We start from the raw sequence: 22,245 nt of genomic DNA, 5'->3' as shown, positions 1-22,245 counted from the left end.
ACCTCCCGATTAATGTGGCGGTTCTTTCGTTAGCCTACGTGGATTGAACCTCACCGGCTATTCTTCAGCGGCAATTCGGATGGATTTCACCCAGCGCGGAACTCCTGTCCAGACTCTTTGCGCCCGGAGCCACCGTGGAACAATGGCCTTATGACTGCCATCGCAACTGCAAAAGCAACCATTCACACGAGCCTCGGCGACATCGTCGTCAACCTCTTCGGCAACCACGCCCCTAAGACCGTCAAGAACTTCGTCGGACTGGCAACGGGCGAGCAGGCCTGGACCCACCCCGAAACCGGTGAGGACAAGACAGGTACCCCCTTGTACAACGGCACCATCTTCCACCGCATCATCAAGGACTTCATGATTCAGGCCGGCGATCCCCTGGGACGCGGCATTGGCGGACCGGGATACAAGTTCGACGACGAAATCCACCCCGAACTGACGTTCAACGAACCCTACAAGCTGGCCATGGCGAACGCCGGAATCCAGATGGGCAAGGGCACCAACGGCTCGCAGTTCTTCATTACCACCATCCCCACCGACTGGCTGCAGGGTAAGCACAGCATCTTCGGTGAAGTGGCTGACGAGGAATCAAAGAAGGTAGTTGACGCCATCGAGGGTGTCCGCACCGGCATGGGCGATCGTCCCGTCGAGGACGTCACCATCAACAGCATCGACATCGAACAGCTCTGATTCCGCTCCTATGAGTTACGGAATACCGGCGGCCGAGCCGTCCGCACAGATCCCGGTTTGCCCCAGGCATCCGGACAGGCCTTCTTACGTCAGGTGTCAGCGCTGCGGCCGGCCTGCGTGTCCGGAATGCCAGCGGGCGGCCGCCGTCGGGTTCCAATGCGTTGACTGCGTCAACGAAGCAGCACGGGCGACGCCGGGCGTCAGGACCGTTTACGGCGGTGCCGTTGCCACGGGCCGGCCGTTGGTGACGTTCGCGATTATCGCCGTCTGTGCACTGGTCTACGTGCTGCAGTGGGTTATTCCCGGCCAGTTTGTCTACGAGCAGTTCGCGTACAACAACGTCTTTGTCAGCCCCAAATACGGGGCCTTCGAGCCGTGGCGGATGCTGACGGCCGCTTTCCTGCATTCCCCTGGCTTCATCCTGCACATCGTGTTGAACATGTACATGCTGTGGATGTTCGGCCAAGCCCTTGAACCCCTGCTGGGCCGGGCCCGATTCCTGGCCATCTACGTCCTCTCCGCCCTAGGCGGCTCTGTTGGCTACCTGGTGCTGAATCCCGTTGTGCTTCCAGGCCAGGGCCTTGTTGGAGTGGTCGGTGCTTCGGGCGCCATCTTTGGACTCTTCGGCGCCATGCTGGTGGTCCAACGGCACCGCGGCGGTGATACACGGCAGCTCTGGGTCCTGATCGCGATCAACGGCGTCATTGGATTCATTGTCCCCGGCATCGCGTGGGAGGCTCACCTGGGCGGGCTCATCACCGGTGCCGCATGTGCCGCAGTTGTTGCCTATGCGCCCAAGGGCAAGCGGCGGGGGCTTCTCCAGGCCGCCGGTCTTGTACTGGTGCTTGTGGCTTTGGTGGCCCTGTCCTGGTTCCGGGTGGCAACAGCTTAGGATCCCCGCGTACCTGTTTCCTGCACCTATCCCCCGGTGGCCTGAGGCCACCGGGGTTTTTTGTGGCACCGATTATGCGGCTACGCGACCCGGGAATAGGCGGGCCGTCGGTCCATGGAACTTTATCCACACGGCTTATCCACATTGTGAGTAACTTACATGGCTGTAGTTCAGGTCATTCGGCGGGACAGAAGCCCAGTGCTGGCGGTTTTCCACGAGTGGCGGGCACTTTTGTCCCCAACTGTGGATAACTAAGGAGACCGTGATTGTTGTTAAGTGGACAACTTTTCCCACTTCCAAGCTCCCTTGTGAACGCTCAAAGGGTGCCTTGATGCTCAAATCCACAGGATTATGCACAGGTGTTAATAACGCGGGCTGTCTGTGGATTGGCGGTATTCCCTGCCACTGGGACGAAAATGAGAGGTGAGTAGCGGGTAGCAGGAGAGGTTATCCCCAAATGTGGATAACTTTGTGGAAGGTCTGTGGAGAAGAAGGTGCAGGAGCCCGCGCCGTTGGAAAGTTTCAGTAGGTCCTTGGATATCCACAGGTGGATCCACAGTGTTAATAACTTACAAAAGTGTGATTTGGCCGGAACTACAGCGTTGTGGCTTCTACCGGGGCCAAGCCGCCAGGGTGGCCGGAACTTATGCACACTGTGGATAACTTTGCCCACAGGCGAAGTGCCGCGGCTTTACTCGGGCAGAGGCTAAGAACTCCAGATGCCGGACGAACCTCTCCTATGGCTATCCACAAGATGGGTGTCGATCATCCCGATGGCTTCCATCAGGGCGTACATGGTGGTTGGTCCAACGAACACAAATCCGCGCTTGCGGAGAGCTTTGGACAGGGCGATTGATTCAGGCGACGTAGTGGCGGTCTCCGCAAGCGTCGTCGGCCTGGGTGTGGTTGGAGGTTTGAACCCCCACACAAAGTCCACCAAGCCGCCGTCGGGCCTCAATGCGATGGTGGCCTGGGCATTCGTAATGGCTGCACGGATCTTGAGCCGGTTCCGGACGATTCCGGAATCCAGCAGCAGCCGTTCGACGTCTGCCTCGGTAAAGGCAGCGACAGTCTCGGGGTGGAAGTTATGAAAAGCTGCACGGAATGCGGGACGTTTCCGCAGAATGGTTGCCCAGGAGAGTCCGGCCTGAAAGGCTTCAAGGCTGATGCGCTCATACAGCCCCTGCTCATCACGAACGGGAAGTCCCCATTCGGTGTCGTAGTACTCGCGCAGCAGCGGGTCATTAGCCGCCCACGGGGGTCTCGCCAGTCCGTCGTCGCCGACGATGGTGCCGTTGCCTTCAGCAGTCATGCTTCAGCTCTCACTGTCCAAAGGGAATGGACGAACACCTCAGGTATTCAGGAACGCCAGCGAGTTGTCATAAGGAAGCCGAGGATGGCGATGCCAAATCCCGCAACAATGTTCCAGGACTCCCATTCGCGAACAGGAAAAGCACCTTCGCTGATGTAGTAAGTGATGATCCAGAGCAGCCCGATGATCATCAGGCCGAACATCACGGGCTTGAACCATACAGGGTTTGGCTTGTACGCCTGCGCTGCTGCCGGCTGTGCCGCGGATGCAGTCCTCTTGCGTGGCTTCGACTCGGGCACGGGTCCTCCTTGGCGGGCTGAATCAAGAGTGGCGGCCCTGGCTTGGTATCCTGCAATGAGGAAACGCCGGCGGTCAGTGCCCTCTTGGTCACGTCTGAATTCTTACTAGCAGCCAATTCTAGCTGTAATTCAGCCGGCGCCGGTGCCGCCGCTCACGCCGAAGGGGAGAATCAGTGCTGCTGCAGGAGAAGGAGACGCGTGTTGCTGTGCCACCGCCGCGCGCCGGTGTTCTCCGCACCGCTGTCCAGATCATGGGTGAGCTGCTGATTACGGCGGGGGTCATTCTGCTGCTGTTCGTGGCTTGGCAATTATGGTGGACCAACGTTGAGTCCGATGCCAAACAGAGTGAAGCCATAAAGAACTTCGTCCAGGAACTGGGACCTCTCGCACCGCCATCTGCCGCTCCCTCGAATCCGGCAGACTATGGACCGCCCGTGGTCTCAGAACCTCCAAGTCATGGCGGAACAATTGGAATCATGTACGTCCCCCGGTTCGGAGCTGACTACACGCGGCCCATCGCCCAGGGTACGTCCACTGACGTCCTGGATACCCTGGGACTGGGCCACTACAAGAACACGTCCATGCCTGGAGCGGTGGGGAACTTCGCTGTGGCAGGCCACCGGCAAACCCACGGCGCCGTACTGGATAACATCCATACCCTCGTGCCCGGGGACAAGATCTACGTCCAAACCAAGGATGGATACTACGTCTACGTTTTCCGTAACAACCAGGTGGTACTGCCCACCAGCACAGACGTGCTGCTGCCAGTGCCGGCCCAGCCCGCGGCGACCCCGACTGAAAGCTTCCTGACCATGACCAGCTGCAACCCGCGCTTCGGCGCACAGGAGCGCATCATTGCGTACTCAGTGCTCGAACGATGGCAGCCTGCCTCGGCAGGACCGCCGGCCGAAATTGCCAGGCAAGTGGCCAAAGCCCGCGGGGAGGGTTAAGTATGTACGGCTGGATATTCCGTCACCTTCCCGGTCCCCTGTGGCTGCGCATCCTGACGTCGTTGGTGCTGGCGGCCGCGGCAGTGGTCCTCATGGTGCAGTTCCTGTTTCCCTGGCTCTCACAGTTCACTCAGTTCACCGACTCAACGATTGGTTCAGTAACCCAACCATGAGCACAACCAAAATCCTTGTCGTGGACAACTACGACAGCTTCGTTTACACCCTGGTTGGTTATCTCCAGGAGCTGGGCGCGGAAACCACGGTGGTCCGTAACGACGACGTCACCCTCGCCGAGGCCATCGAGCTCGCTGAAACCCGCGACGGCGTACTCGTCTCCCCCGGGCCGGGCACCCCCGCTGAGGCAGGCGTCTGCATCGAACTGATCAAATGGTGCGGAGACCAGAGCAAACCCATGTTCGGGGTTTGTCTGGGACATCAGGCCCTCGCCGAAGCGTACGGCGGAACAGTGACCCATGCCCCCGAGCTGATGCACGGAAAAACCTCACTGGTTGAACACCACGGGACAGACGTGTTTCTTGGCCTGCCCTCCCCTGTCACAGCAACCCGCTACCACTCCCTGGCAGCGGTTCGAGGGACCATTCCGGAAGTCCTGGAAATCACTGCCGAAACCGCCACCGGTGTGATCATGGGGCTTAGGCACCGGACCGCGCCTTTGAGCGGCGTGCAGTTCCACCCTGAGTCCGTTCTGACAGAGGGCGGGTACCAAATGCTGGGGAACTGGCTGGAGTCCCTGGGAATGACCGGGGCTGCCGCACGTGCCGGGAAGTTGAGCCCGCTCATCAAGCACTGAGGCTTACGGGCCTCACTGTCAGGGGCCTGAGCAACTCAGCGTGCTCTTCAGCAGGACAGGAGCACCTGCTCACGGTCCTACTTCTTGGACGGCGTGGCTGTCGGTGTGGGGCTGGGTGTGGGCGGAGGCGCGGCCTTCGCCACGGTAACGGTTATGGTCTTGCCCTGTTCTACGAGAGCATTCAGCGGGTCGCTTTGCTCTGTCACCCGCCCGGGTTCCACCTGGGTATTTTCGACTTCCCGAAGCACCATCACCAGACCGAGGTTCTTCAGCGCAGCCTCTGCCTCTGCCTTGGGCAATCCCCGCAGTTCCGGCATGGAAACCTTCCCGGTGGAGACCACGATCTCGACCGTGCTGCCTACTGCCACCACTTGCCCCGGGGCAGGATTGGTGGTGATGACGATGCCCGCTGGAACAGTGGCGCTGTTGGCCATGGTGGTTACCGGTGCCCCCACCAGACCGGATTGGCGGAGGACATCCCGTACCGCAGCCTCAGTTCTCCCGGCCAGACCCTCAGGGATCTTTACGGCGCTGGGACCCTCGGAGATGTTCAGGATGACATCTGAATCCGGATCCAAGGACGTCCCGGCCGCAGGAACTGTTCCGATCGCGACCCCCTTGGCAATGTTGTCGTGTTGGAGCCGCTTAATCTGCGGATTGAGGCCGGCCCCATAGAGCTTTTGCAGGGCTTCAGACTCAGTCAGCGAAGCCACAGCCGGGATATCCACCCGCGCCACCGGAGGCGGGGGCTGGTTAACAATGCTGTAGACCCACACGCCACCGCCTCCCAGCACCAACAAGGTGAAGATGACCAAAGTGGCGATCCACGTCCGACGGCGGGATCTCTGCCGCGGTGTACGCTCGCGCTCCGGTTCAAAGCTGAGCGGCAATTCCGCTGCGCCAGGTGAATCGTAGGCTCCGCCAGCGCTCACCGAAAGGGCGCCGTCTTCTCCGGACGTGTCACTCATAGGCCTGATCCTGCCGCGAGGCGACTCGTCGAGGAACTTGGCGCCAGTGAGCGATAAAGCTGTAGTCTCAACAGCCCGCTCCGTCAGCGGGACGGTATGGTTCGGATCAGTCGGTGCTTCAGTTGCCAAGAGTTCGGGCACAGCCACGCCATTGCGGGCAGCCCGCAAAGCCCGACGGAACGCAGCAGCATCCTGGAAGCGATCCGCGCGGTTCTTTTGGAGCGCCTTGGCCAGAACGGTGTCCAAGGCAGGAGTGACGTCGGGATTAAGGGTGCTGACAGGCTCGGGAATTTCCCGGACGTGCTGGTAGGCGACCGACACAGGACTGTCCCCAATGAACGGGGGCCGTCCGGCGAGCATTTCATACAAAAGGCAGCCCGCTGAATACAGGTCGCTGCGCGCATCCACGGTTTCACCACGTGCCTGTTCCGGTGACAGATATTGTGCTGTTCCCACGACAGCCTGCGTTTGCGTCATCGTGGCTGATGAGTCCGCCATGGCCCGGGCAATTCCGAAGTCCATGACTTTGACTGAGTTGGAGTTGGTGCAGAACATGACGTTCGCAGGCTTGATGTCACGGTGGACGATTCCTGCTTTGTGGCTGTATTCAAGAGCCGACAGAACGCCCAACGAGAAATCTATCGCCTGGTCGATAGTGACTTCATCTGCACGGATGAGATCCCTTATGGTCTTGCCCGAGACGTACTCCATAACAATGTATGGAACCCTGACGGTGTCCTCCGGGCCGCCCGGAACAGCATGCTCGCCCGTGTCGTAGATGGCAACGATCGAAGAGTGGTTCAGGGCAGCGACTGCCTGCGCCTCCCGCTTAAAACGGGCCTGGAACTGCGGATCCCTGGCCAGGTCAGGGCGCAAGAGTTTGACTGCAACGGTTCGCCCAAGGCGGGTATCAACCCCGCGATAGACGTCCGCCATGCCGCCCCGGCCGATCAGCTCGCCGAGTTCGTAGCGACCGTTGAGGACGCGTTGGGTATCCACCGGGAGGCTATCCTCCCGGTGTGACGGCATGCGGGGCGAGTCTGACACGGTTCTGCGCTGCCTACGGAGCCGGTGAGCTGGTAGTCGGAGTAGATCCCAATCCCAAAGGCCTGGAAAGGTGATAGGTCACCACGGATCCGGCGGGTACCTTCATCCCGGCTTCAGGATCGGAGCTGACGAAGGTTCCGGCAGGTTGAGTTGGAGATCCGGTCACGTCATCACCCTTTGCCCAGCGCAAACCGGCAGCCTGTATGGCCTGCTGGACCTGGGCTTCGGTGCTTCCGACCCCGATGGCAGGAACCGAAAGCATCTCCGGACCCTTGGAATAAGTCACGGTGATGGTTTCGCCGGCCTGCACGGGGCCCGACGGATTGATGTCCGTCACTGTACCCGGGGCTGCATTGTTGAAGACCTCGTTACCCTGGACCGTCAATCCGAGGCCGATCAGCTCTGCCCGGACGTCATCATACGGACGTCCCTTGTAGGCGTCCGGAATCAGGTTGATGGCCGCAGGCGTGCTCTGGGTCGGTGTTGGCGTGGGAGTGGGCGTCGGTGAAGCCGATGTCCGGGTGGGCGTGGGCGTGCTGCTGGTAGGGGCACTGACCGAAGGGGCAGGGCTGGTTGCTGCCGGTTGGGGGAACAAGAGCCCGGACTGCGTCAGGATGAATCCGATGAGCGCGAAAAGGACCAACAGAATGAGTGCGATCAAAGGCCACGTCCAGGGGCTGCGGCCGCGGCGCTGAGGCTCATCTACGGGCTCGTCGTAGTCCTCTTCCTCCTGGATCCAGGTCCGCTCTGCGGCGAGGGCATTCGCGCGTGAAAGGGTATTCCGGGCTCCGCCTTCTTCCCCGTTGGCGCCTGCGGCCCCTACGGCTGCGCCGGCAGCAGCAGCGCCGAGAACCGGCAAGGCGGAGGTCGACGTCGAACGGTTCCGTTCAGCGCTCGATCCGATGACGCCGGTGGGTGCTGTGGGAATGTCCACGGGGGCTGTGATGGGTCCGGTTGTTGCTTCGAACAGCAGCATTCCGGGCACCGCGGCGTGAGCCGCCGCGATGTCGCCATTACGGATTGCTTCCGCCGCCTCTGCCAGCTTGATGGCATTGGCAGGACGGTTCTTGGGGTCCTTGGAAAGCATGGACATCAGGAGTGCCCGCACCGGCGTCGACAGAGTCTCAGGAAGGGGCGGCGGGGCATCGTTCACCTGGGCCAGGGCAATGGCAATCTGGGACTCGCCGGTGAAGGGCCGGTGGCCCGTCAGGCACTCGTAGCCGATCACGCCCAGGGAGTAAATGTCGGAAGAGCCGGTAGCTGTCTGCCCGGTGGCCTGCTCGGGAGCAAGGTACTGGGCCGTGCCCATCACCTGCCCTGTCTGCGTGAGCGGCACCTGATCGGCCAGGCGGGCTATGCCAAAGTCAGTAACCTTGACCCTGCCCTCCGGGGTGATGAGCAGGTTTCCCGGCTTGATATCACGGTGCACCAGGCCCTGGTCATGGGCGACGGCGAGAGCGCGGGCCGTCTGGGCAATCATGGACAAGGTGCGGTCGGGTGAGAGCACCTGCTCGTGTTCGATGATGCTGCTCAGGGGCTGGCCGGGTACCAGTTCCATGACAAGGTAGGCGGAGCCTTCTTCCTCACCGTAGTCAAAGACGTTGGCGATGCCGACGTGATTCAGGAGGGCGGTGTGGCGTGCCTCGGCGCGGAACCGCTGCAGGAACCCGGGGTCCCCCGTGTATTCCTCCTTGAGCACCTTGATGGCTACGATGCGGCCAAGGATCAGGTCTTTGGCTTTCCAGACCTCTCCCATGCCGCCAATCGCAATACGCGTGGTCAGCTGGAACCGCCCGCCGAGGGTGATTCCCGTTGTAGGCCTCACTTATTCAACACCGCCTCAAAAATCTTCTTTGCATTCGGACTGGTTAGCTGTGCGCCGGTGGTGATGTCTACGTCTTGCATGACGATGGTGACTGCCACCTGCGGGTCATTGGCCGGGGCGAACCCGGTAAACCATGAGTTGTTTAAGCCATCGGTACCGAGCTCCGCGGTGCCGGTCTTGCCTGCCACCTGGACGCCTGGAACAGCGGCGCCCCTGGCGATGCCGTTACTGACCACACTGGTCATCCACTCCGTGATCTGGCGTGAGATTTCCGGAGTTGTGGAGGTCCGGAGGACCTCGGGTTTCGGCTCGTCGATAATCCGGAGATCCGGGGCGCGGAGGGTTTTGATGAGGTTTGGCTTCATCTGAACACCACCATTGGCAATGGCGGAAGTCATGAGCGCCACCTGCAGCGGAGTAGCCCGGACATCCCGTTGCCCGATGGCAGACTGGGCCAGCCCGGGGGCGTCCAAGTCATCCGGAAATTCGCGGGTGTCGTAGTCGAGTTTCAGTTGATCGCCCATTTCCTGGCCGAAACCAAATTTGTCTGCCTGTTGGGCGATGGCATCGCGGCCGAGATCTCGGGCAATGCTTGCAAAGGGAGTGTTGCAGGACTGCTGCAGGGCGAAGGCGAAGCTTGCGGTGTCCTGCGTGTAGCAGTTGCCGCCGGCGTAGTTGGGCAGCCGGTACTCGATCCCGGGGAACGAAAGCTCTGCGGGATTTGGGAGCACGCTGTCTTTGTTGTACTTCCCGGAACTGAGGGCAGCAGCTGTATCGACCAGCTTGAATACCGATCCAGGCGCCAGGAGGGCACCCGTGGGGCCACTGACATTCTGGTTCAGGTTGATCCCGGGGACCTTATTGAGCTCGTTGATGTTGGCTTCAGCGGCAGCTTCATCCTGAGTGGCGACGAGGTTCGGATCGTAGGAGGGCTTGGACACCATGGCAATGATGCCCCCTGTTTTCGGGTTCGTCACCACGATTGAGCCACGCTGACCATCCGGAATCAGGTCGTATGCAAGTTTCTGGATCGCGGGGTCAAGGGTGAGTTCTACCGAGGCACCCTTGGGCTGGTTGCCCAGGAACAGCTGGCCCACCCTGTCGAGGAACAACTGGTCCGAAGTGCCTTCCATCTGCTCGTTCATGCCTTTTTCGAGCCCGGTAACTCCAAAGTTCTTGGAGAAGAAGCCCGTAATTCCGGCGTAAAGTTCCGGCTGGGTGTAGGTCCGCTGGAATTTGCAGCTTTCAGAACCCGGAACGGACTGGGCGATGGGAGTGCCGCCCACAATGATGGCGCCGCGGTCGTTGCAGAAGTTCTGCAAGAGCGTCCGGCTGTTCAGCGGGTTTGCCTTGAGTTCCTCGGCCCCGACCACCTGAACATAGCTGATGGCGCCGAAAATGAGGGCAAACATGGCCACCGCGGCGATCCATGAGTGTCGAATGGCCTGGTTCACAGTTGCTGCACCGCCTCAGTCTGGGAGTCAGTCCGGATTTGCGTGGTTCGCCGGGGGGGCGGGGGACCCGGGTTGCCCTGGGATGGCTGGGACAGCCTGCCGGGTGTCGGTTTCGGTTCCCGGAGGAAGGGGCGTGGTGTCAACAGGGCTTCGTGCCGTGTGGGAAATCATCAGAAGCAGGCCCACAATGATCCAGTTCGCGAGCAGGGAGGATCCGCCCGCCGCGAGGAACGGAGTGGTCAAGCCGGTCAGCGGTATGAGCCTGGTGACGCCGCCGATAACGACGAAACACTGCAGTGCAATTGCGAAGGACAAGCCGCATGCCAGCAGCTTTCCGAAGGCGTCGCGGGTACCCAAGGCAGCCCGGAAGCCGCGGGTGAAGAGCAGCAGGTACATCAAAACAATCGCGAACAGGCCGATGAGTCCGAGTTCTTCACCGAATGAAGCGATGATCATGTCGCTGTTGGCAAAGGGAACGGTATTGGGGCTTCCTTGACCCAGACCGGTGCCCACCAAGCCACCGCTCGCCATTCCGAAGAGTCCTTGGACGATCTGGAGGCTTCCGCCAAATTGGCGGTCGTACACCTCTGGGGTAAAGGCATTGAGCCAGCCGTCAATGCGAAGCCCCACGTGGGAGAACACCCGGGAGGCAACGAACCCGCCGCCAAGGATGAGGCCTACACCAATGACCACCCAGCTGACGCGGCTGGTGGCCACATAGATCATGACGATAAAGAGCCCGAAGAACAGCACTGACGAGCCGAGGTCCCGTTGGAAGATCAGCACACCGATACTGACCAGCCAGGCCGTGATCATGGGCCCCATGTCCTTGAAGCGAGGAAACTGCAGGGGACCGATTTTGCGGCCCGCCAGGAGGATGAGGTCCCTGTTGGAGGAAAGATAGCCGGCAAAGAATATGGCGAGGGTTATTTTGGCAATTTCGCCAGGCTGGAATGTCCAGGGACCAAGCCGGATCCACACGCGGGCTCCCAGAATTTCACCAGCCGAGATCCCAGGAATGAGTGGAAGGAGAAGGAGCAAGGCGCTCACCGCAAGGGAAATATAGGTAAAGCGCCGCAGGATGCGGTGATCCTTCAAGAACCAGATAACGGCGACGGCGACGGCCATGGCAACCAGGGTCCAACGGAGTTGGTCATTTCCGGTCTCGGAATCCGGACCGTCCAGACGATGAATCATCGCAAGGCCAAGGCCATTGAGCGCCACCACCAGCGGAAGTATTACCGGGTCGGCATACTTTGCACGAAGACGGAGAACGACATGAAAAAGCAGCGCTGCTACTGCCAACAGGCTGGACTGGAACCAGAAATCGGAGTCGAACGCCTTTTCCTGATCCACGCCAACCAGTGCGTTGGCGCCGATTCCCACGGACAACGCCAGAAGCAATAGCAGAAGTTCGATATTGCGGCGGGGCTTGGGAGCGCCATCTGTTTTCGTCATTTCACCACCTGGCAGTTCTGGGCGTTCTGTCCCGGCGAGACAGAAGGGGACTGGGTCGGCGCCGGCGAGGGTGCCGGCGACGCGGTGGGGTTCGGGGCGGGGGCGGTTGCACCTGGACTGCCTGAAGGCGCTGCGCCGGCTGACGATGTAGGGCATGGTTCAGACGGCGACGTGGTTCCGGTTTCCTCCAGGTTCTTCACGATCCGCTGGGCATCGTAGAGGTCACGCGCAGGTACGGTCTGGCGGACGCGCTGTTGGGAAAATTCAGGCAGGGAAGACATGGGGATCTCGGTTACCGCTTCGAGGGTGGAGAGCTGGATGGGACCCAGACGCTGGGAGACGCCGTTGTAGATGGCTACGCGCTGGTCGTACTCCCCGATGTAGTAGCGGGTTTGAGTCCAGGCGTACCCGAGCCAGAGGCCAACACCCAGTAATACAAGGACAACCACGGCAACCGCCATGCTAAGCCACCGCCGCGGCCGATATGACGAGCGGTAATCCTCGTAATCGTCGCGCGCCTGGTCGGATTTGTGGGTCAGCACAGTTGCGGCGCGGCGCGCAACAGTGCGCCCTGCGATGGATGGAATGGATCCGGACTCCGCTGCGGTGGCAGCGGCTCCCACGAGTTCGTGGGGCCTGCTGGCGAGTTCTTCTTTAAGAACCTCTGCTGACAGGTGCTCTCCGAGGTTTGGATCAGTGTTGGTCTCGGGCTCGTCTGACTGACTGTCGCCGGCCGGTTCGTGGCCAGGAGCTGTTCCCCCTGGAGGACGAGTGCCGGCGTCTGTGCTGTCGCGATCCGGGAGGACGGCACGGGTGGAGCCCGGGTTCGCGGGTGCGGGTCCGACGGCGGACGGCGGCGCAGCATCGACGGTGGCGGAGATGGTCCCCGCCTTGGCGTCACCGGAAGGGACGATGTCGACGGCGGCCGTGCTGACGTCGTCGAGCGTTTCCTCTGCTATTTCCAGCATCACCACAGTGACGTTGTCCGGGGATCCTGCTTCAAGGGTGAGATCAACCAGCTTGTCCGCGCATTCGCGGAGGCTTTTGGTCTCGCGCACGGTCCGTTCGACAACGTGGCCGGCAACGTAGTTCAGTCCATCAGAACAGAGCAGCCAACGTTCTCCCGGCTGGACGTCCAAGGCATCAAGATCGAGTTCCGGACTGGCGTCAACGTCGCCCAGCACCCGCATCAGGACGTTCTTATGGGGGTGGGTCTCCGCTTCTTCGGGCTTCAGCCGGCCCTCGTCGATCAACCGCTGAACGAAAGTGTGGTCGACGCTGACCTGTTCGAAGACACCGTCGCGGAGCCTGTATGCACGGGAATCACCGATGTGGGCGAAGTGCAGTTTGCCTTCCGCCAGCAGCAAAGCGGTCACGGTGGTACCCATACCGGCCAGCTTTGGATTCATGTGGACGAGTTCGGAGAGCAGGGAGTTTGCCGTCTGGATCTCATCCGCCAGGACGGTGGTGGCGTCGTCCTCGTAAGTGTTCTGGTCAAGGTGGATCATGTCCAGGACGGTAGCCGCAGACGCTACGTCTCCTCCCGCGTGGCCGCCCATTCCGTCTGCCACAACAGCCAGATGGCGGCCCACATAGGCAGAATCATCGTTTTTTGCCCGCACCCGACCGACGTGCGAGCGGGCTGCGTAACGCATGATGAGGGGCCGCTTCGAGGCAACTGCTTTCTCTGCGGGAACGTCCGGGGCGGCCATGGTTATGGCCTCAATTCAATAACCGTCTTGCCGATTCTCACGGGGACGCCAATCTCAACCGGAAGTGCCCGGGTGAGCTGTTGGTCTGCCAGATACGTACCGTTGGTGGAGCCGAGGTCCTCGATGAACCAGCGGGTGCCTTGCGGGAACAGCCGTGCATGCCGGCCGGAGGCGTAGTCATCCTCAAGAACCAGCGTTGCTTCCTGTGCGCGCCCCAACAAAATAGGGCTGGCAGCGAGAGGAATGGTGCGGCCCTTGAGTGGGCCCTCCGTGACTACCAGTTGCCGTGCCTGCTGCTTTACAGGTGGGGGTGTGGCTTCGGCCAGGTTCGGATTTCGACGCATCTGGCGAGCTGTGGGTACACCTGTGGCGGCCTTCTTGCCGATCATAAGATCGCGGCGCATTGCAGCGACAATGCTGAAGATCAGAACCCAAAGCAGCAGAAGAAAGCCGAAACGCAGGACTGTGATGGTCAGGTCACTAACATCATTCACGCGCGACCACCGGTGTTGGCGGGCAGGAGGCGAAAGACAATTTTGGTCCGTCCCATCGTGATGGTTGAGCCGTCGGTGAGTTCCACGCTACCTGCCACCTTGTGTCCATTGACGTAACTGCCGTTGGTAGACCCCAGGTCCACAGCTTCCGTGATGCCCTTGGTAGTGCGGACTTCCAGGTGGCGGCGGGAAACGCCGGTGTCGTCGATGAGGATATCCGCTTCCGATGAACGGCCCAGCACGATCGATGCTGCGTTGAGTGAATAACGCTGGCCGTCAATGTCCAGGACAGGCTGCATCCTTACGGGTTGCCGGGCTGGAGCTGCCGGAAGGTTGTTGCGCGGAGCGGGCGGGGCTGAGGGAGTACCTGTGGATTTCTCTGTCTTCGAGGCGATTTCGAAGTCTCCCGCACGCAGGACGTCGTCGCGCTGGAAGGAGATCCGCACCGGACCCTGGAGCGTATAACCCTGGCTTCGAACGTGGGCTATGACCACGTCACAGAGTTCCTCCGCGAGGGGAGTACCCCATTCCTGTGCCCTGATGAAGTCTTCGTCGCTGAGCTTGACGTCGAAAACGTTAGGGGCGAGCGTACGTCCGGCGGCAATGGTGATGGCCTTGTGATCGACTTCGCGGCGCAGGCGGCTCGCGATTTCCACAGGCTCCACTTGCGCCCGGGAACCGGTGGAGAAGACACCGCGGACGGCCTTTTCGATGCCGCGCTCGACTTTGTCCAGCAATCCCATGGTCCCTCTCCTTTCCTGACGGCTGCCAAGCAGCTCACGCACTTCGAACACAATTGACAACACACAATTTCATACCGGGAGGCGGTGCAGGGCACAGTCACTCCTACATCAGATACTACTGGGCACTACTGTGAATGGCCTTAATGCACAACGCCTACCCCGCCAGAATAGTTCGTGCCGGCCGCCCGGGGAGACTCCTGTGGAGCGCGTCACCGGACGTTCGACGGCGGTGCCGGTGCACAGTGCCCCGCTGAGCGGTGAGGGGGCGATTCGCGTTTTACCGTGATTGTCCGTTATGCTTGATCTCGCTGCTTTTACGCAGGTGATGGTCCTTATATTGGACTGTCAGCCGCTAAAAGAAGTTGCGCGCGAGTGGCGGAACGGCAGACGCGCTGGCTTCAGGTGCCAGTGTCCGAAAGGGCGTGGGGGTTCAAATCCCCCCTCGCGCACGCAAATCAGAACCCCGGTCTTAGGACCGGGGTTCTTTGCGTTAATACAGCTTTGGCCTTGGGTTTACTTGGAATCAGCTGGCGGCACCTCGTTGGGAGGCGATCAACCGGCGTCGCGAGTTCACCAGGTGGTTGCGCATCGCCGCCGCAGCGGCCGACTCATCCTGTTCCGCTATGGCCGCATAGATGGACCTGTGCTCCTCTGTCACCTGTTCGAAGTGGTCACGGGCATAATCCTCGGCTCCAGTGACGAGCCTTGTTCGCGGCATGGTGATCATGGTCTGGCCCAGGTTGGCCAGGCACTCGGAGTAGTACGGATTGCCGGTTGCCGCTGCAATGGCCCGATGGAAGCCGTAGTCGGATTTCATGGCATGCGCTGGGTGGCCTGAATTGGACATGAATTCTTCGAGTGAACCTTGAACAGCCTTCAGTTGGCGCTCTGAGCGGTTCTTGGCTGCAAGAGCGGCGCTTTCACCTTCTACTCCCATTCGGAACTCGAGCAGGTGCAACCGGTCTTCCAAAGTGGCAACAGGGCGGCTTCCAGGCGTAGCGGACTGCCCGACCTGCGGAGGCGTGAGGACAAAACTGCCTCGCCCGCGTTCAGTCTCCACCAGTCCCTCAGCCTGGAGCCGGGTCAGGGCGGACCGGACCACCGTCCTGCTCACACCGAATTCGCCAATCAGTGTGTTTTCGCTCGGCAGTTTATCTCCGGGCTGAATTGTCCCTTCAACAATGCGGTTCCGCAGGTCTGCTGCGAGGTCGGCGGTCAGGTTTCGGCTCATAAACCCAAGATTACGCGCCGACTTCCACCGAATCGGTGGTCCATGCGCGTGCCTGATCGCTGAGAGTCACCCCAAGACCAGGACGGTCCGGGACCAGCATTCTGCCGTTTTTGGTTTCAAGCCGTTCATTGAAGAGCGGATCCAGCCAGTCGAAGTGTTCAACCCAGGGCTCAGTCGGATAGGCCGCAGCCAGATGGAGGTGGATTTCCATGGCAAAATGCGGGGCAAGTCCAAGTCCGCGTTCGTCCGCCAGGGCGGCAAGGCGCAGGAACTGGGTGATGCCGCCTACCCGGGGAGCATCGGGTTGGATGATGTCACAGCCGTTCGCTGTCATCAAAGCTTTGTGTTCAGCCACCGAGGCGAGCATTTCGCCTGTGGCGATGGGTGTGTCCAAGGCTTGGGCAAGATGGGCATGGCCGTCGAAGTCGTAGGCATCAAGAGGCTCTTCGATCCAGACCAGGTCAAATTCCTCGAGCCGCCTGCCCATGCGCAGGGCGGTCGCCCGGTCCCATTGCTGGTTGGCGTCCACCATCAGCGGCACATCCCAGCCAAGGTGTTCGCGGACTCCCGCAACGCGGCGCAGGTCCTCTGCAGAATCCGGGAGTCCGACCTTGATCTTGATGCCCCCGATTCCCTCCTCAAGGGACCGGGTTGCCCGCGCTTTGACCTCATCCAGCGTGGCGTTGAGGAATCCGCCTGACGTGTTGTAGGTCCGCACCGAGTCACGGTAGGAGCCCAGTAATTTGGCAAGCGGCAATCCTGCCCGCTTGGCCTTGAGGTCATAGAGTGCGACGTCGATAGCAGCCAGTGCTTGAGTGGCCACTCCGGAGCGGCCCACCGAAGCACCTGCCCAGAGCAGTTTTGTATAGATCTTGCCGATGTCATTGGGGTCCTCGCCGATGACTCCCTGCACGACTTCCTTGGCGTGCGCATACTGGGCGGGTCCGCCGGCACGCTTGGAGTAGCTGAAGCCGAAGCCGGTGTGACCCTGTTCGGTCAGCAGTTCGGCGAAGAGGAAAACCACTTCCGTCATGGGCTTCTGCCTGCCGGTAAATACTTTGGCATCACTGATCGGAACCGTCAGGGGCAGCCTGGCCGTCGAAAGCTTGACGTGACGTATGAGATCGATGCTGCTCATGGTTCTCCCTTGGCGCTGAGTGGCAGGCGGCATTAGCTAACTTATCATACAAGTATGGAGCTTGTACTATAAGTTTTCCAGGGTTTCTTTCTTCTATTCGCCGAACTCGCGTCGTGTTTAACTACGCAGGGCTCCAAATCCGCTAATCAGCGCGTCGAGACCCAGCGTGAAGGCCACATCGGCGGGTTTGTCATGTCCCAACCGGGCGAGGCTCTCCACTGCGCCGGTGAAGCTGGGGGTGCGGCTGGCCATGTCCCCGGGATCGAAGATGTCCGCGGGGGCGGTGACGTCGTAGGCGGAGCCGAAGATGAACGATTCCAAAGCCACGATTGCCGGGATGATCTGTTCCGGTGGAAAGCCGGCATTGCGGAACCCTGCACTTACCGTCTCGTACATGGCCAGGGTCTGCGGGGCGTCCGTCACCGGCAATACTGCGATGACGGGAATCAGGGGTGTGTGTTGTGCGAAAACATCACGGTAACTCCATGCCCACTGCCGCACGGCCTCTTCCCATGGTTCCCTGCCGAAGGATGAGACATCCACAAGGGCTGCAAGATGATCCTCCACGAGCAGCAGGACATCGTCCTTGGAGGTGACGTGGTTATAAAGGGCGGAAGGTGCAACATTCAGTGAACGGGCCAGCGCTGCCATGGTCAGGCCGTCGTAGCCATTTTTCTCGATCAGCTTCAGCGCCGCGGCTGTAATTCCTGCTTTGTCCAGAACGGCCGACGAGGGGCGACCGGCTCTGCGGCGTTCCGCTACTGCCCGGAGGGGAGCCTCTCCGGAGGCGCGTGTGGATGCCGGCATTGCTGACCTTTCTCAGGAGGGTTTCCCAGCATTATTCCACCGCTCCCTTCCGGGGCGCCGCGGAACGCGCTATAGTTTCGTATAAATGAATGGCATTCATTTAGTGGCCCGCATCACCTTGCGGCCATAGAAAGGGACATCATGCTGGAACTTGATCGCGACGTCGTCGTCGTGGGTGCTGGACCATCGGGGCTCACCGCGGCCCGTGAACTGAAAAAAGCCGGCCTCACCGTCGCTGTGCTGGAAGCCAGGAACCGCGTGGGGGGCCGCACCTGGACCGACACAGTTGAGGGGGCCATGCTGGAAATCGGCGGGCAATGGGTTTCTCCGGACCAGTCGGCGCTTATGGGGCTGCTGGACGAGTTGGGCCTGTCCCTCTATTCCCGTTACAGGAGTGGCGATTCCATCTATGTGGGCGCCGACGGTAAACGCCACCGGTACTCGGGTGGTTCGTTTCCCGTGGGCGAAGCAACGGCAGTGGAAATGGACAAGCTGATTGCCCTGCTGGACGGGCTCGCCGCAGAGATCGGAGCAAAAGAGCCCTGGGCGCATCCGAAGGCGCGGGAACTGGACACCATCTCGTTCCATCATTGGCTTCGCCGCCATTCTTCCGACGAGGAGGCCTGCAACAATATCGGGCTGTTCATCGCGGGTGGAATGCTGACGAAACCTGCCCACGCATTTTCAGCACTCCAGGCTGTCCTGATGGCAGCATCCGCCGGGTCTTTCAGTCACCTGACCGACGAGGACTTCATCCTCGACAAGCGGGTTGTCGGTGGAATGCAGCAGGTCTCCCTGTTGCAGGCAGCGGAACTGGGCGACGACGTCGTACTTAACAGTCCGGTGCGGACCATCAACTGGGCGGAAGGCAGCGCTGCCGGGATGCCGGCAGGCAACGGCTCCGTCCCCCGCGTTACGGTTCTTTCCGAGCGTGCCACGGTAAGGGCACGGTTCGTGATTATGGCGGTGCCGCCGAACCTTTACTCCCGCGTCTCCTTTGATCCGCCGCTTCCCCGGCGTCAGCACCAGATGCACCAGCACCAGTCTTTGGGCCTGGTCATCAAGGTCCATGCGGTGTATTCGACCCCGTTCTGGCGGGATAAAGGGTTGTCCGGAACATGCTTCAGTGCGGGCTCGCTCGTGCAGGAGGTCTACGACAACACCAACTACGGAGACAGCCGCGGTACGCTCGTCGGCTTCATTTCCGATGAAAAAGCTGACGCCGTCTTTGAACTTAGCGAATCCCACCGCCGTCGGGCAGTTCTGGAATCTATTGCCGGCTTCCTGGGTGAGGAGGCCCTTGAGCCGGAGGTGTACTACGAATCCGATTGGGGCTCCGAGGAGTGGACGCGGGGAGCTTACGCCTCAAGCTACGACCTCGGCGGGTTGCATCGCTACGGCAAGGATCAGCATGCCCCCGTCGGCCCGATCTTCTGGTCTTCTTCCGACCTTGCCGCGGAGGGTTACCAGCATGTTGACGGAGCCGTCCGGATGGGTCAGTTGACGGCTGCGCGGATTGTGGAGGCAGCCGGGGTCAGGGAGTATCCGCTCGCTGCAGGGAAAATCACCGTTCCGGCATAGCCGCCGCCGGTGCCGCCTGCGTCCTACCTACGGGACAGTGCCGAGTCGATCAGTACTTCGGCGGCCGCACGGGCTTGCCTGGCCGGCTCGGCACTGCCGGAGATCGCCGCTGTGGTCTGCGCCCCCTCGGCAAGGATGGCGAGCTGAGGCGCCAAAGAGGGTGGCGCACCGATCTCTGCCGTGAGCCCTGAAAGATACTTTTGGAAGTCATCCTTGTGGCTTCGTACGATTTCTGCCACGCGGGGAGACGTGCCTCCGAGCTCTCCGAAGGAGTTGATGAAGGCACATCCACGAAAGTCCTCCTCGGTGAACCAGGAGGCAAGGAAGTCGTAGACGGCCAGGAGCCGCTCGCGGGGTTGGGTCTCGCGGGCTACAGCTGTTGCCACCCCCTCCGTCCACTTGCGGTGACGGCCGAGCAGGACCTGTTCAACGATCGCGTCCTTTGACGGAAAAAGCCGGTAGAGCCGCTTGAGCGATATCCCGGACGCGGTGCGGAGCTCATCCATCCCGACGCCCTGGACGCCTTTGGCATAGAACAGACGGTCCGCCGCCTCAAGGGCAGCTTCCCGCAAGGCTTCTTCGTCAGCTGAGCCGGAAGAGCCCTTCGTCAGCGGTGCAGTCGCTTTTGTCACCGGATTTCCTTATCTATTCAGTTTGACTTGCGTGGATAACGATCGTTCTCTATAGTAGAACATGCAACCAGAGAACGATCGTTCTCTGCAATCGAGAGGATCATCCCATGGCTTTCATTACGGTTGGAACAGAAAACAGCACGGACATTGAGCTCTACTACGAGGACCACGGCACGGGCCAGCCAGTAGTACTGATCCATGGGTACCCGCTGGACGGTCATTCCTGGGAGAAGCAGAGCGCGGCCTTGCTCAAGGCCGGCTACCGCGTCATCACCTACGACCGCCGGGGTTTCGGGCGCTCGAGCCAGCCGACCGCCGGTTACGACTACAACACCTTTGCGGAAGATCTGAAGGTACTGCTGGAAACCCTCGATCTCCGTGACGCCGTCCTGGTCGGCTTCTCGATGGGAACCGGCGAGGTGGGGCGTTACCTGGGAACGTATGGATCCGGGCGGATCGCGAAGGCGGCTTTCCTCGCGTCCTTGGAACCGTTCCTCCTGCAGACGGAAGACAACCCCGGAGGCGTCCCGCAGGAGGTCTTCGATGGCATTCTCGACGCCGTCACCACGGACCGCTATGCCTACTTCACCGACTTCTACAAGAACTTCTACAACACGGAAGAGAACCTGGGAAACAGGTTGTCGGAGGAGGCCCTGCGCAACAGCTGGAACGTGGCTGCCGGAGCTTCGTGGTACGCCTCGAGTGCCGCCGTGCCCACTTGGACCACGGACTTCAGGGCGGATATTCCGAAGATCGACGTTCCCGCGCTCATTCTGCACGGAACCGCGGACAACATCCTTCCAATCGATGCAACCGGACGGCCCTTCTACAAGGCACTGCCTACGGCCGACTATGTGGAGATCGAGGGAGCTCCGCATGGACTGTTGTGGACCCATGCTGAGGAAGTGAACGAGGCCTTGCTGGCCTTCCTCGCAAAGTAGATCCCGGTTGGGCATCCCGGCTCCAGCCGCGATGCCCAACTCCGGGAATCCTTGAATGAGATGAATCTTCCCTAGATGGTGCGGGGAGCGCGGGCCAGGTTCGCGGCAAGTTCGTCGGCGTTCTGCCGCACGACGTAAGCAGGCCGGTCCCGCTCCACCCGCCAGCTGTCGGACAGCGGGCCAATGTTCACGGTGTCGAAGCCAAACTCGTTGTAGAGCCGGCTGACCAGTTCCACGGCTTCCGGATAGTCGCTGGAGGTGGCGAGTGCCCGCCTGTCAGGGGCACCGGATGGCGCGCCGGTGGTGGTGATGTCCTTGGCCATGATGTGGTTGAAACCCTTGGCTACCTTGGATTCGGCCAGGTGCTCCTGCAGGAGCCCTGATGTGGTTGCCTCCCCGTTGTCCAAAGCCGGAATACGGCCGTCACGCTCGAAGTAGTAGTTGTTGGTGTCCACAACGATTTTTCCCGCCAGCGGTTCTGCCGGGATGTCCTTGTAGCTTTTCAGGGGGACGGTGACGACGGCGAAGTCGCCTGCAGCAGCCGCCTCCTGGGGCGTCGCGGCCTTGGCTCTGGGGCCCAGCTCGTTGACCAGTTCCGCCAGGGTTTCAGGTCCCCGTGAGTTGCTGATGACTACGTCATAATCGAGCTCAACAGCTTTGCGGGCGATTTGGCTTCCAATGTGTCCTGCACCGATGATTCCTATTGTTGTCATGCACACGCCAACTGACCTGCGTCCGCGATTATTTCCTCAGGTCCTTCATTGCTCCGCGTTCACAGGCCCGTGGACCGGGCGTAGCGTTGGCACCATGCGACTGAAAATGTGCAGCATCCACGTGAAGGACCCGGCGGCGGCCCATGAGTTTTACACCCGCATCCTGGGTTTCGAAACGATGATGGCCATTCCTGAATACAACCTCTACATCGTGAAGGATCCGGACAGCAGCGGGGATTCCGGCATGGGAGGAGTAGGCCTTCTGCTGGAACCCAGCGACAATCCCATTGGGGCTGCATACATGAATGGCCTGCACGATTCCGGGATGCCTGCCATAGTCCTTGGGGTGCCGGATGTGCAGGCTGAATACAAGCGCCTGTCAGCGCAGGGCGTAATTTTCCAGTCTGAGCCGACGGATGGCGCCACCGGGATTTCGGTTGTGCTGGACGACGGCTGTGGAAACTACGTACAGCTGCACCAGGACTGAACGGTTGTAAGTATCCAACGTTTTCACGGACTTCACACAGATTGTTGAACAATC

Annotated in this window: 22 protein-coding genes and 1 tRNA gene; 9 read left to right on the top strand and 14 right to left on the bottom strand. The window is 60.8% G+C overall.

Translation table 11 applies throughout. The annotated features are described in order from the left end of the window. Window positions 1-150 precede the first annotated feature (150 nt). Together MU551_RS06330 and MU551_RS06325 are read left to right on the top strand one after the other, a co-directional pair. Window positions 151-696 carry a peptidylprolyl isomerase gene (locus tag MU551_RS06330; RefSeq protein ID WP_247041691.1) on the top strand — a complete coding sequence of 182 codons (546 nt, stop codon included), beginning with the start codon at window positions 151-153 and terminating at the stop codon, window positions 694-696. 10 nt (window positions 697-706) lie between these two features. After that, window positions 707-1,588: a rhomboid family intramembrane serine protease gene (locus MU551_RS06325; protein ID WP_247041689.1), complete on the top strand. Its 882-nt coding sequence runs from the start codon at window positions 707-709 to the stop codon at window positions 1,586-1,588. 706 nt (window positions 1,589-2,294) lie between these two features. Here the strand turns inward: MU551_RS06325 and MU551_RS06320 are convergent. After that, window positions 2,295-2,900 (bottom strand): DNA-3-methyladenine glycosylase I, encoded by a 606-nt coding sequence (locus MU551_RS06320; RefSeq protein WP_247041687.1) that lies wholly within the window; start codon window positions 2,898-2,900, stop codon window positions 2,295-2,297. A 47-nt stretch (window positions 2,901-2,947) separates the two neighbouring features. Then, window positions 2,948-3,199: a cell division protein CrgA gene (locus tag MU551_RS06315; RefSeq protein ID WP_247041683.1), complete on the bottom strand. Its 252-nt coding sequence runs from the start codon at window positions 3,197-3,199 to the stop codon at window positions 2,948-2,950. Window positions 3,200-3,372: 173 nt separating this feature from the next. Between MU551_RS06315 and MU551_RS06310 the strand changes: the two genes are divergently transcribed. The 3 genes from MU551_RS06310 to MU551_RS06300 are packed head-to-tail and all read left to right on the top strand — an operon-like array spanning window position 3,373 to window position 4,960. Further along, the gene (locus tag MU551_RS06310) at window positions 3,373-4,149 is read left to right on the top strand and encodes a class E sortase (protein ID WP_247041682.1); all 777 of its coding nucleotides are present in this window, start codon (window positions 3,373-3,375) and stop codon (window positions 4,147-4,149) included. 2 nt (window positions 4,150-4,151) lie between these two features. Further along, on the top strand, window positions 4,152-4,322 hold the full coding sequence (locus tag MU551_RS06305; RefSeq protein WP_247041681.1) for a hypothetical protein: 171 nt from the start codon (window positions 4,152-4,154) through the stop codon (window positions 4,320-4,322). Beyond that, complete coding sequence (locus tag MU551_RS06300) at window positions 4,319-4,960, top strand: aminodeoxychorismate/anthranilate synthase component II (protein ID WP_247041679.1); 642 nt, start codon at window positions 4,319-4,321, stop codon at window positions 4,958-4,960. The genes MU551_RS06305 and MU551_RS06300 overlap by 4 nt, the downstream gene beginning before the upstream one ends. A 77-nt stretch (window positions 4,961-5,037) precedes the next feature. On the opposite strand, the gene pknB is transcribed toward MU551_RS06300, so the two are convergent. From pknB to MU551_RS06265, 7 genes are read right to left on the bottom strand one after another with little or no spacing between them, the layout of a single operon-like run. Next, window positions 5,038-6,957 (bottom strand): Stk1 family PASTA domain-containing Ser/Thr kinase, encoded by a 1,920-nt coding sequence (pknB, locus tag MU551_RS06295; RefSeq protein ID WP_247041677.1) that lies wholly within the window; start codon window positions 6,955-6,957, stop codon window positions 5,038-5,040. 31 nt (window positions 6,958-6,988) lie between these two features. Then, a complete protein-coding gene (locus MU551_RS06290) occupies window positions 6,989-8,800 on the bottom strand; it encodes a protein kinase domain-containing protein (protein WP_247041675.1) in 1,812 nt (603 codons plus the stop codon). Further along, on the bottom strand, window positions 8,797-10,254 hold the full coding sequence (locus MU551_RS06285; protein ID WP_247041671.1) for a penicillin-binding transpeptidase domain-containing protein: 1,458 nt from the start codon (window positions 10,252-10,254) through the stop codon (window positions 8,797-8,799). The genes MU551_RS06290 and MU551_RS06285 overlap by 4 nt, the downstream gene beginning before the upstream one ends. A 27-nt stretch (window positions 10,255-10,281) precedes the next feature. After that, window positions 10,282-11,712, bottom strand: coding sequence for an FtsW/RodA/SpoVE family cell cycle protein (locus tag MU551_RS06280; protein ID WP_247041669.1), 1,431 nt, complete (start codon window positions 11,710-11,712; stop codon window positions 10,282-10,284). After that, on the bottom strand, window positions 11,709-13,424 hold the full coding sequence (locus tag MU551_RS06275; RefSeq protein WP_247041667.1) for a PP2C family serine/threonine-protein phosphatase: 1,716 nt from the start codon (window positions 13,422-13,424) through the stop codon (window positions 11,709-11,711). Before MU551_RS06275 ends, MU551_RS06280 begins: the two co-directional genes overlap by 4 nt. Before the next feature lie 2 nt (window positions 13,425-13,426). Continuing rightward, window positions 13,427-13,918 (bottom strand): FHA domain-containing protein FhaB/FipA, encoded by a 492-nt coding sequence (locus tag MU551_RS06270; protein WP_247041665.1) that lies wholly within the window; start codon window positions 13,916-13,918, stop codon window positions 13,427-13,429. Continuing rightward, complete coding sequence (locus MU551_RS06265) at window positions 13,915-14,661, bottom strand: FHA domain-containing protein (protein WP_247041663.1); 747 nt, start codon at window positions 14,659-14,661, stop codon at window positions 13,915-13,917. The genes MU551_RS06270 and MU551_RS06265 overlap by 4 nt, the downstream gene beginning before the upstream one ends. 366 nt (window positions 14,662-15,027) lie before the next feature. On the opposite strand from MU551_RS06265, the gene MU551_RS06260 reads away from it, so the two are divergent. Then, window positions 15,028-15,110: transfer RNA gene (locus MU551_RS06260), tRNA-Leu, on the top strand. A 74-nt stretch (window positions 15,111-15,184) separates the two neighbouring features. Here the strand turns inward: MU551_RS06260 and MU551_RS06255 are convergent. The 3 genes from MU551_RS06255 to MU551_RS06245 form a co-directional block, all read right to left on the bottom strand. Then, entirely contained in the window at window positions 15,185-15,892 is a 708-nt protein-coding gene (locus MU551_RS06255; RefSeq protein ID WP_247041661.1) for a FadR/GntR family transcriptional regulator, read from the bottom strand. A 10-nt stretch (window positions 15,893-15,902) separates the two neighbouring features. Beyond that, window positions 15,903-17,030: an L-talarate/galactarate dehydratase gene (locus MU551_RS06250; RefSeq protein ID WP_247041659.1), complete on the bottom strand. Its 1,128-nt coding sequence runs from the start codon at window positions 17,028-17,030 to the stop codon at window positions 15,903-15,905. Window positions 17,031-17,147: 117 nt separating this feature from the next. Further along, window positions 17,148-17,837, bottom strand: a complete 690-nt coding sequence (locus MU551_RS06245; RefSeq protein ID WP_247041657.1) for a TetR/AcrR family transcriptional regulator — start codon at window positions 17,835-17,837, stop codon at window positions 17,148-17,150. Window positions 17,838-17,978: 141 nt separating this feature from the next. Between MU551_RS06245 and MU551_RS06240 the strand changes: the two genes are divergently transcribed. Next, entirely contained in the window at window positions 17,979-19,418 is a 1,440-nt protein-coding gene (locus MU551_RS06240; RefSeq protein WP_247041655.1) for a flavin monoamine oxidase family protein, read from the top strand. A 23-nt stretch (window positions 19,419-19,441) separates the two neighbouring features. Here MU551_RS06240 and MU551_RS06235 read toward each other — a convergent pair whose 3' ends face one another. Beyond that, window positions 19,442-20,050 carry a TetR/AcrR family transcriptional regulator gene (locus MU551_RS06235; protein ID WP_247041653.1) on the bottom strand — a complete coding sequence of 203 codons (609 nt, stop codon included), beginning with the start codon at window positions 20,048-20,050 and terminating at the stop codon, window positions 19,442-19,444. A gap of 107 nt (window positions 20,051-20,157) precedes the next feature. Between MU551_RS06235 and MU551_RS06230 the strand changes: the two genes are divergently transcribed. Continuing rightward, a complete protein-coding gene (locus MU551_RS06230; protein ID WP_247041651.1) occupies window positions 20,158-20,991 on the top strand; it encodes an alpha/beta fold hydrolase in 834 nt (277 codons plus the stop codon). 71 nt (window positions 20,992-21,062) lie between these two features. Here the strand turns inward: MU551_RS06230 and MU551_RS06225 are convergent, their stop codons facing one another. Next, entirely contained in the window at window positions 21,063-21,704 is a 642-nt protein-coding gene (locus MU551_RS06225; protein WP_247041649.1) for an NADPH-dependent F420 reductase, read from the bottom strand. Between the two features lie 94 nt (window positions 21,705-21,798). Here MU551_RS06225 and MU551_RS06220 point away from each other — a divergent pair, with 94 nt between their 5' ends. Continuing rightward, on the top strand, window positions 21,799-22,191 hold the full coding sequence (locus tag MU551_RS06220) for a VOC family protein (protein WP_247041647.1): 393 nt from the start codon (window positions 21,799-21,801) through the stop codon (window positions 22,189-22,191). The last annotated feature ends 54 nt before the right edge of the window (window positions 22,192-22,245 follow it).

Source organism: Arthrobacter rhizosphaerae, from assembly GCF_023062595.1.
Classification (GTDB): domain Bacteria; phylum Actinomycetota; class Actinomycetes; order Actinomycetales; family Micrococcaceae; genus Arthrobacter; species Arthrobacter rhizosphaerae.
Note: the sequence above shows the minus strand (reverse complement) of the source record. Positions and strands in the feature narration are given on the sequence as shown.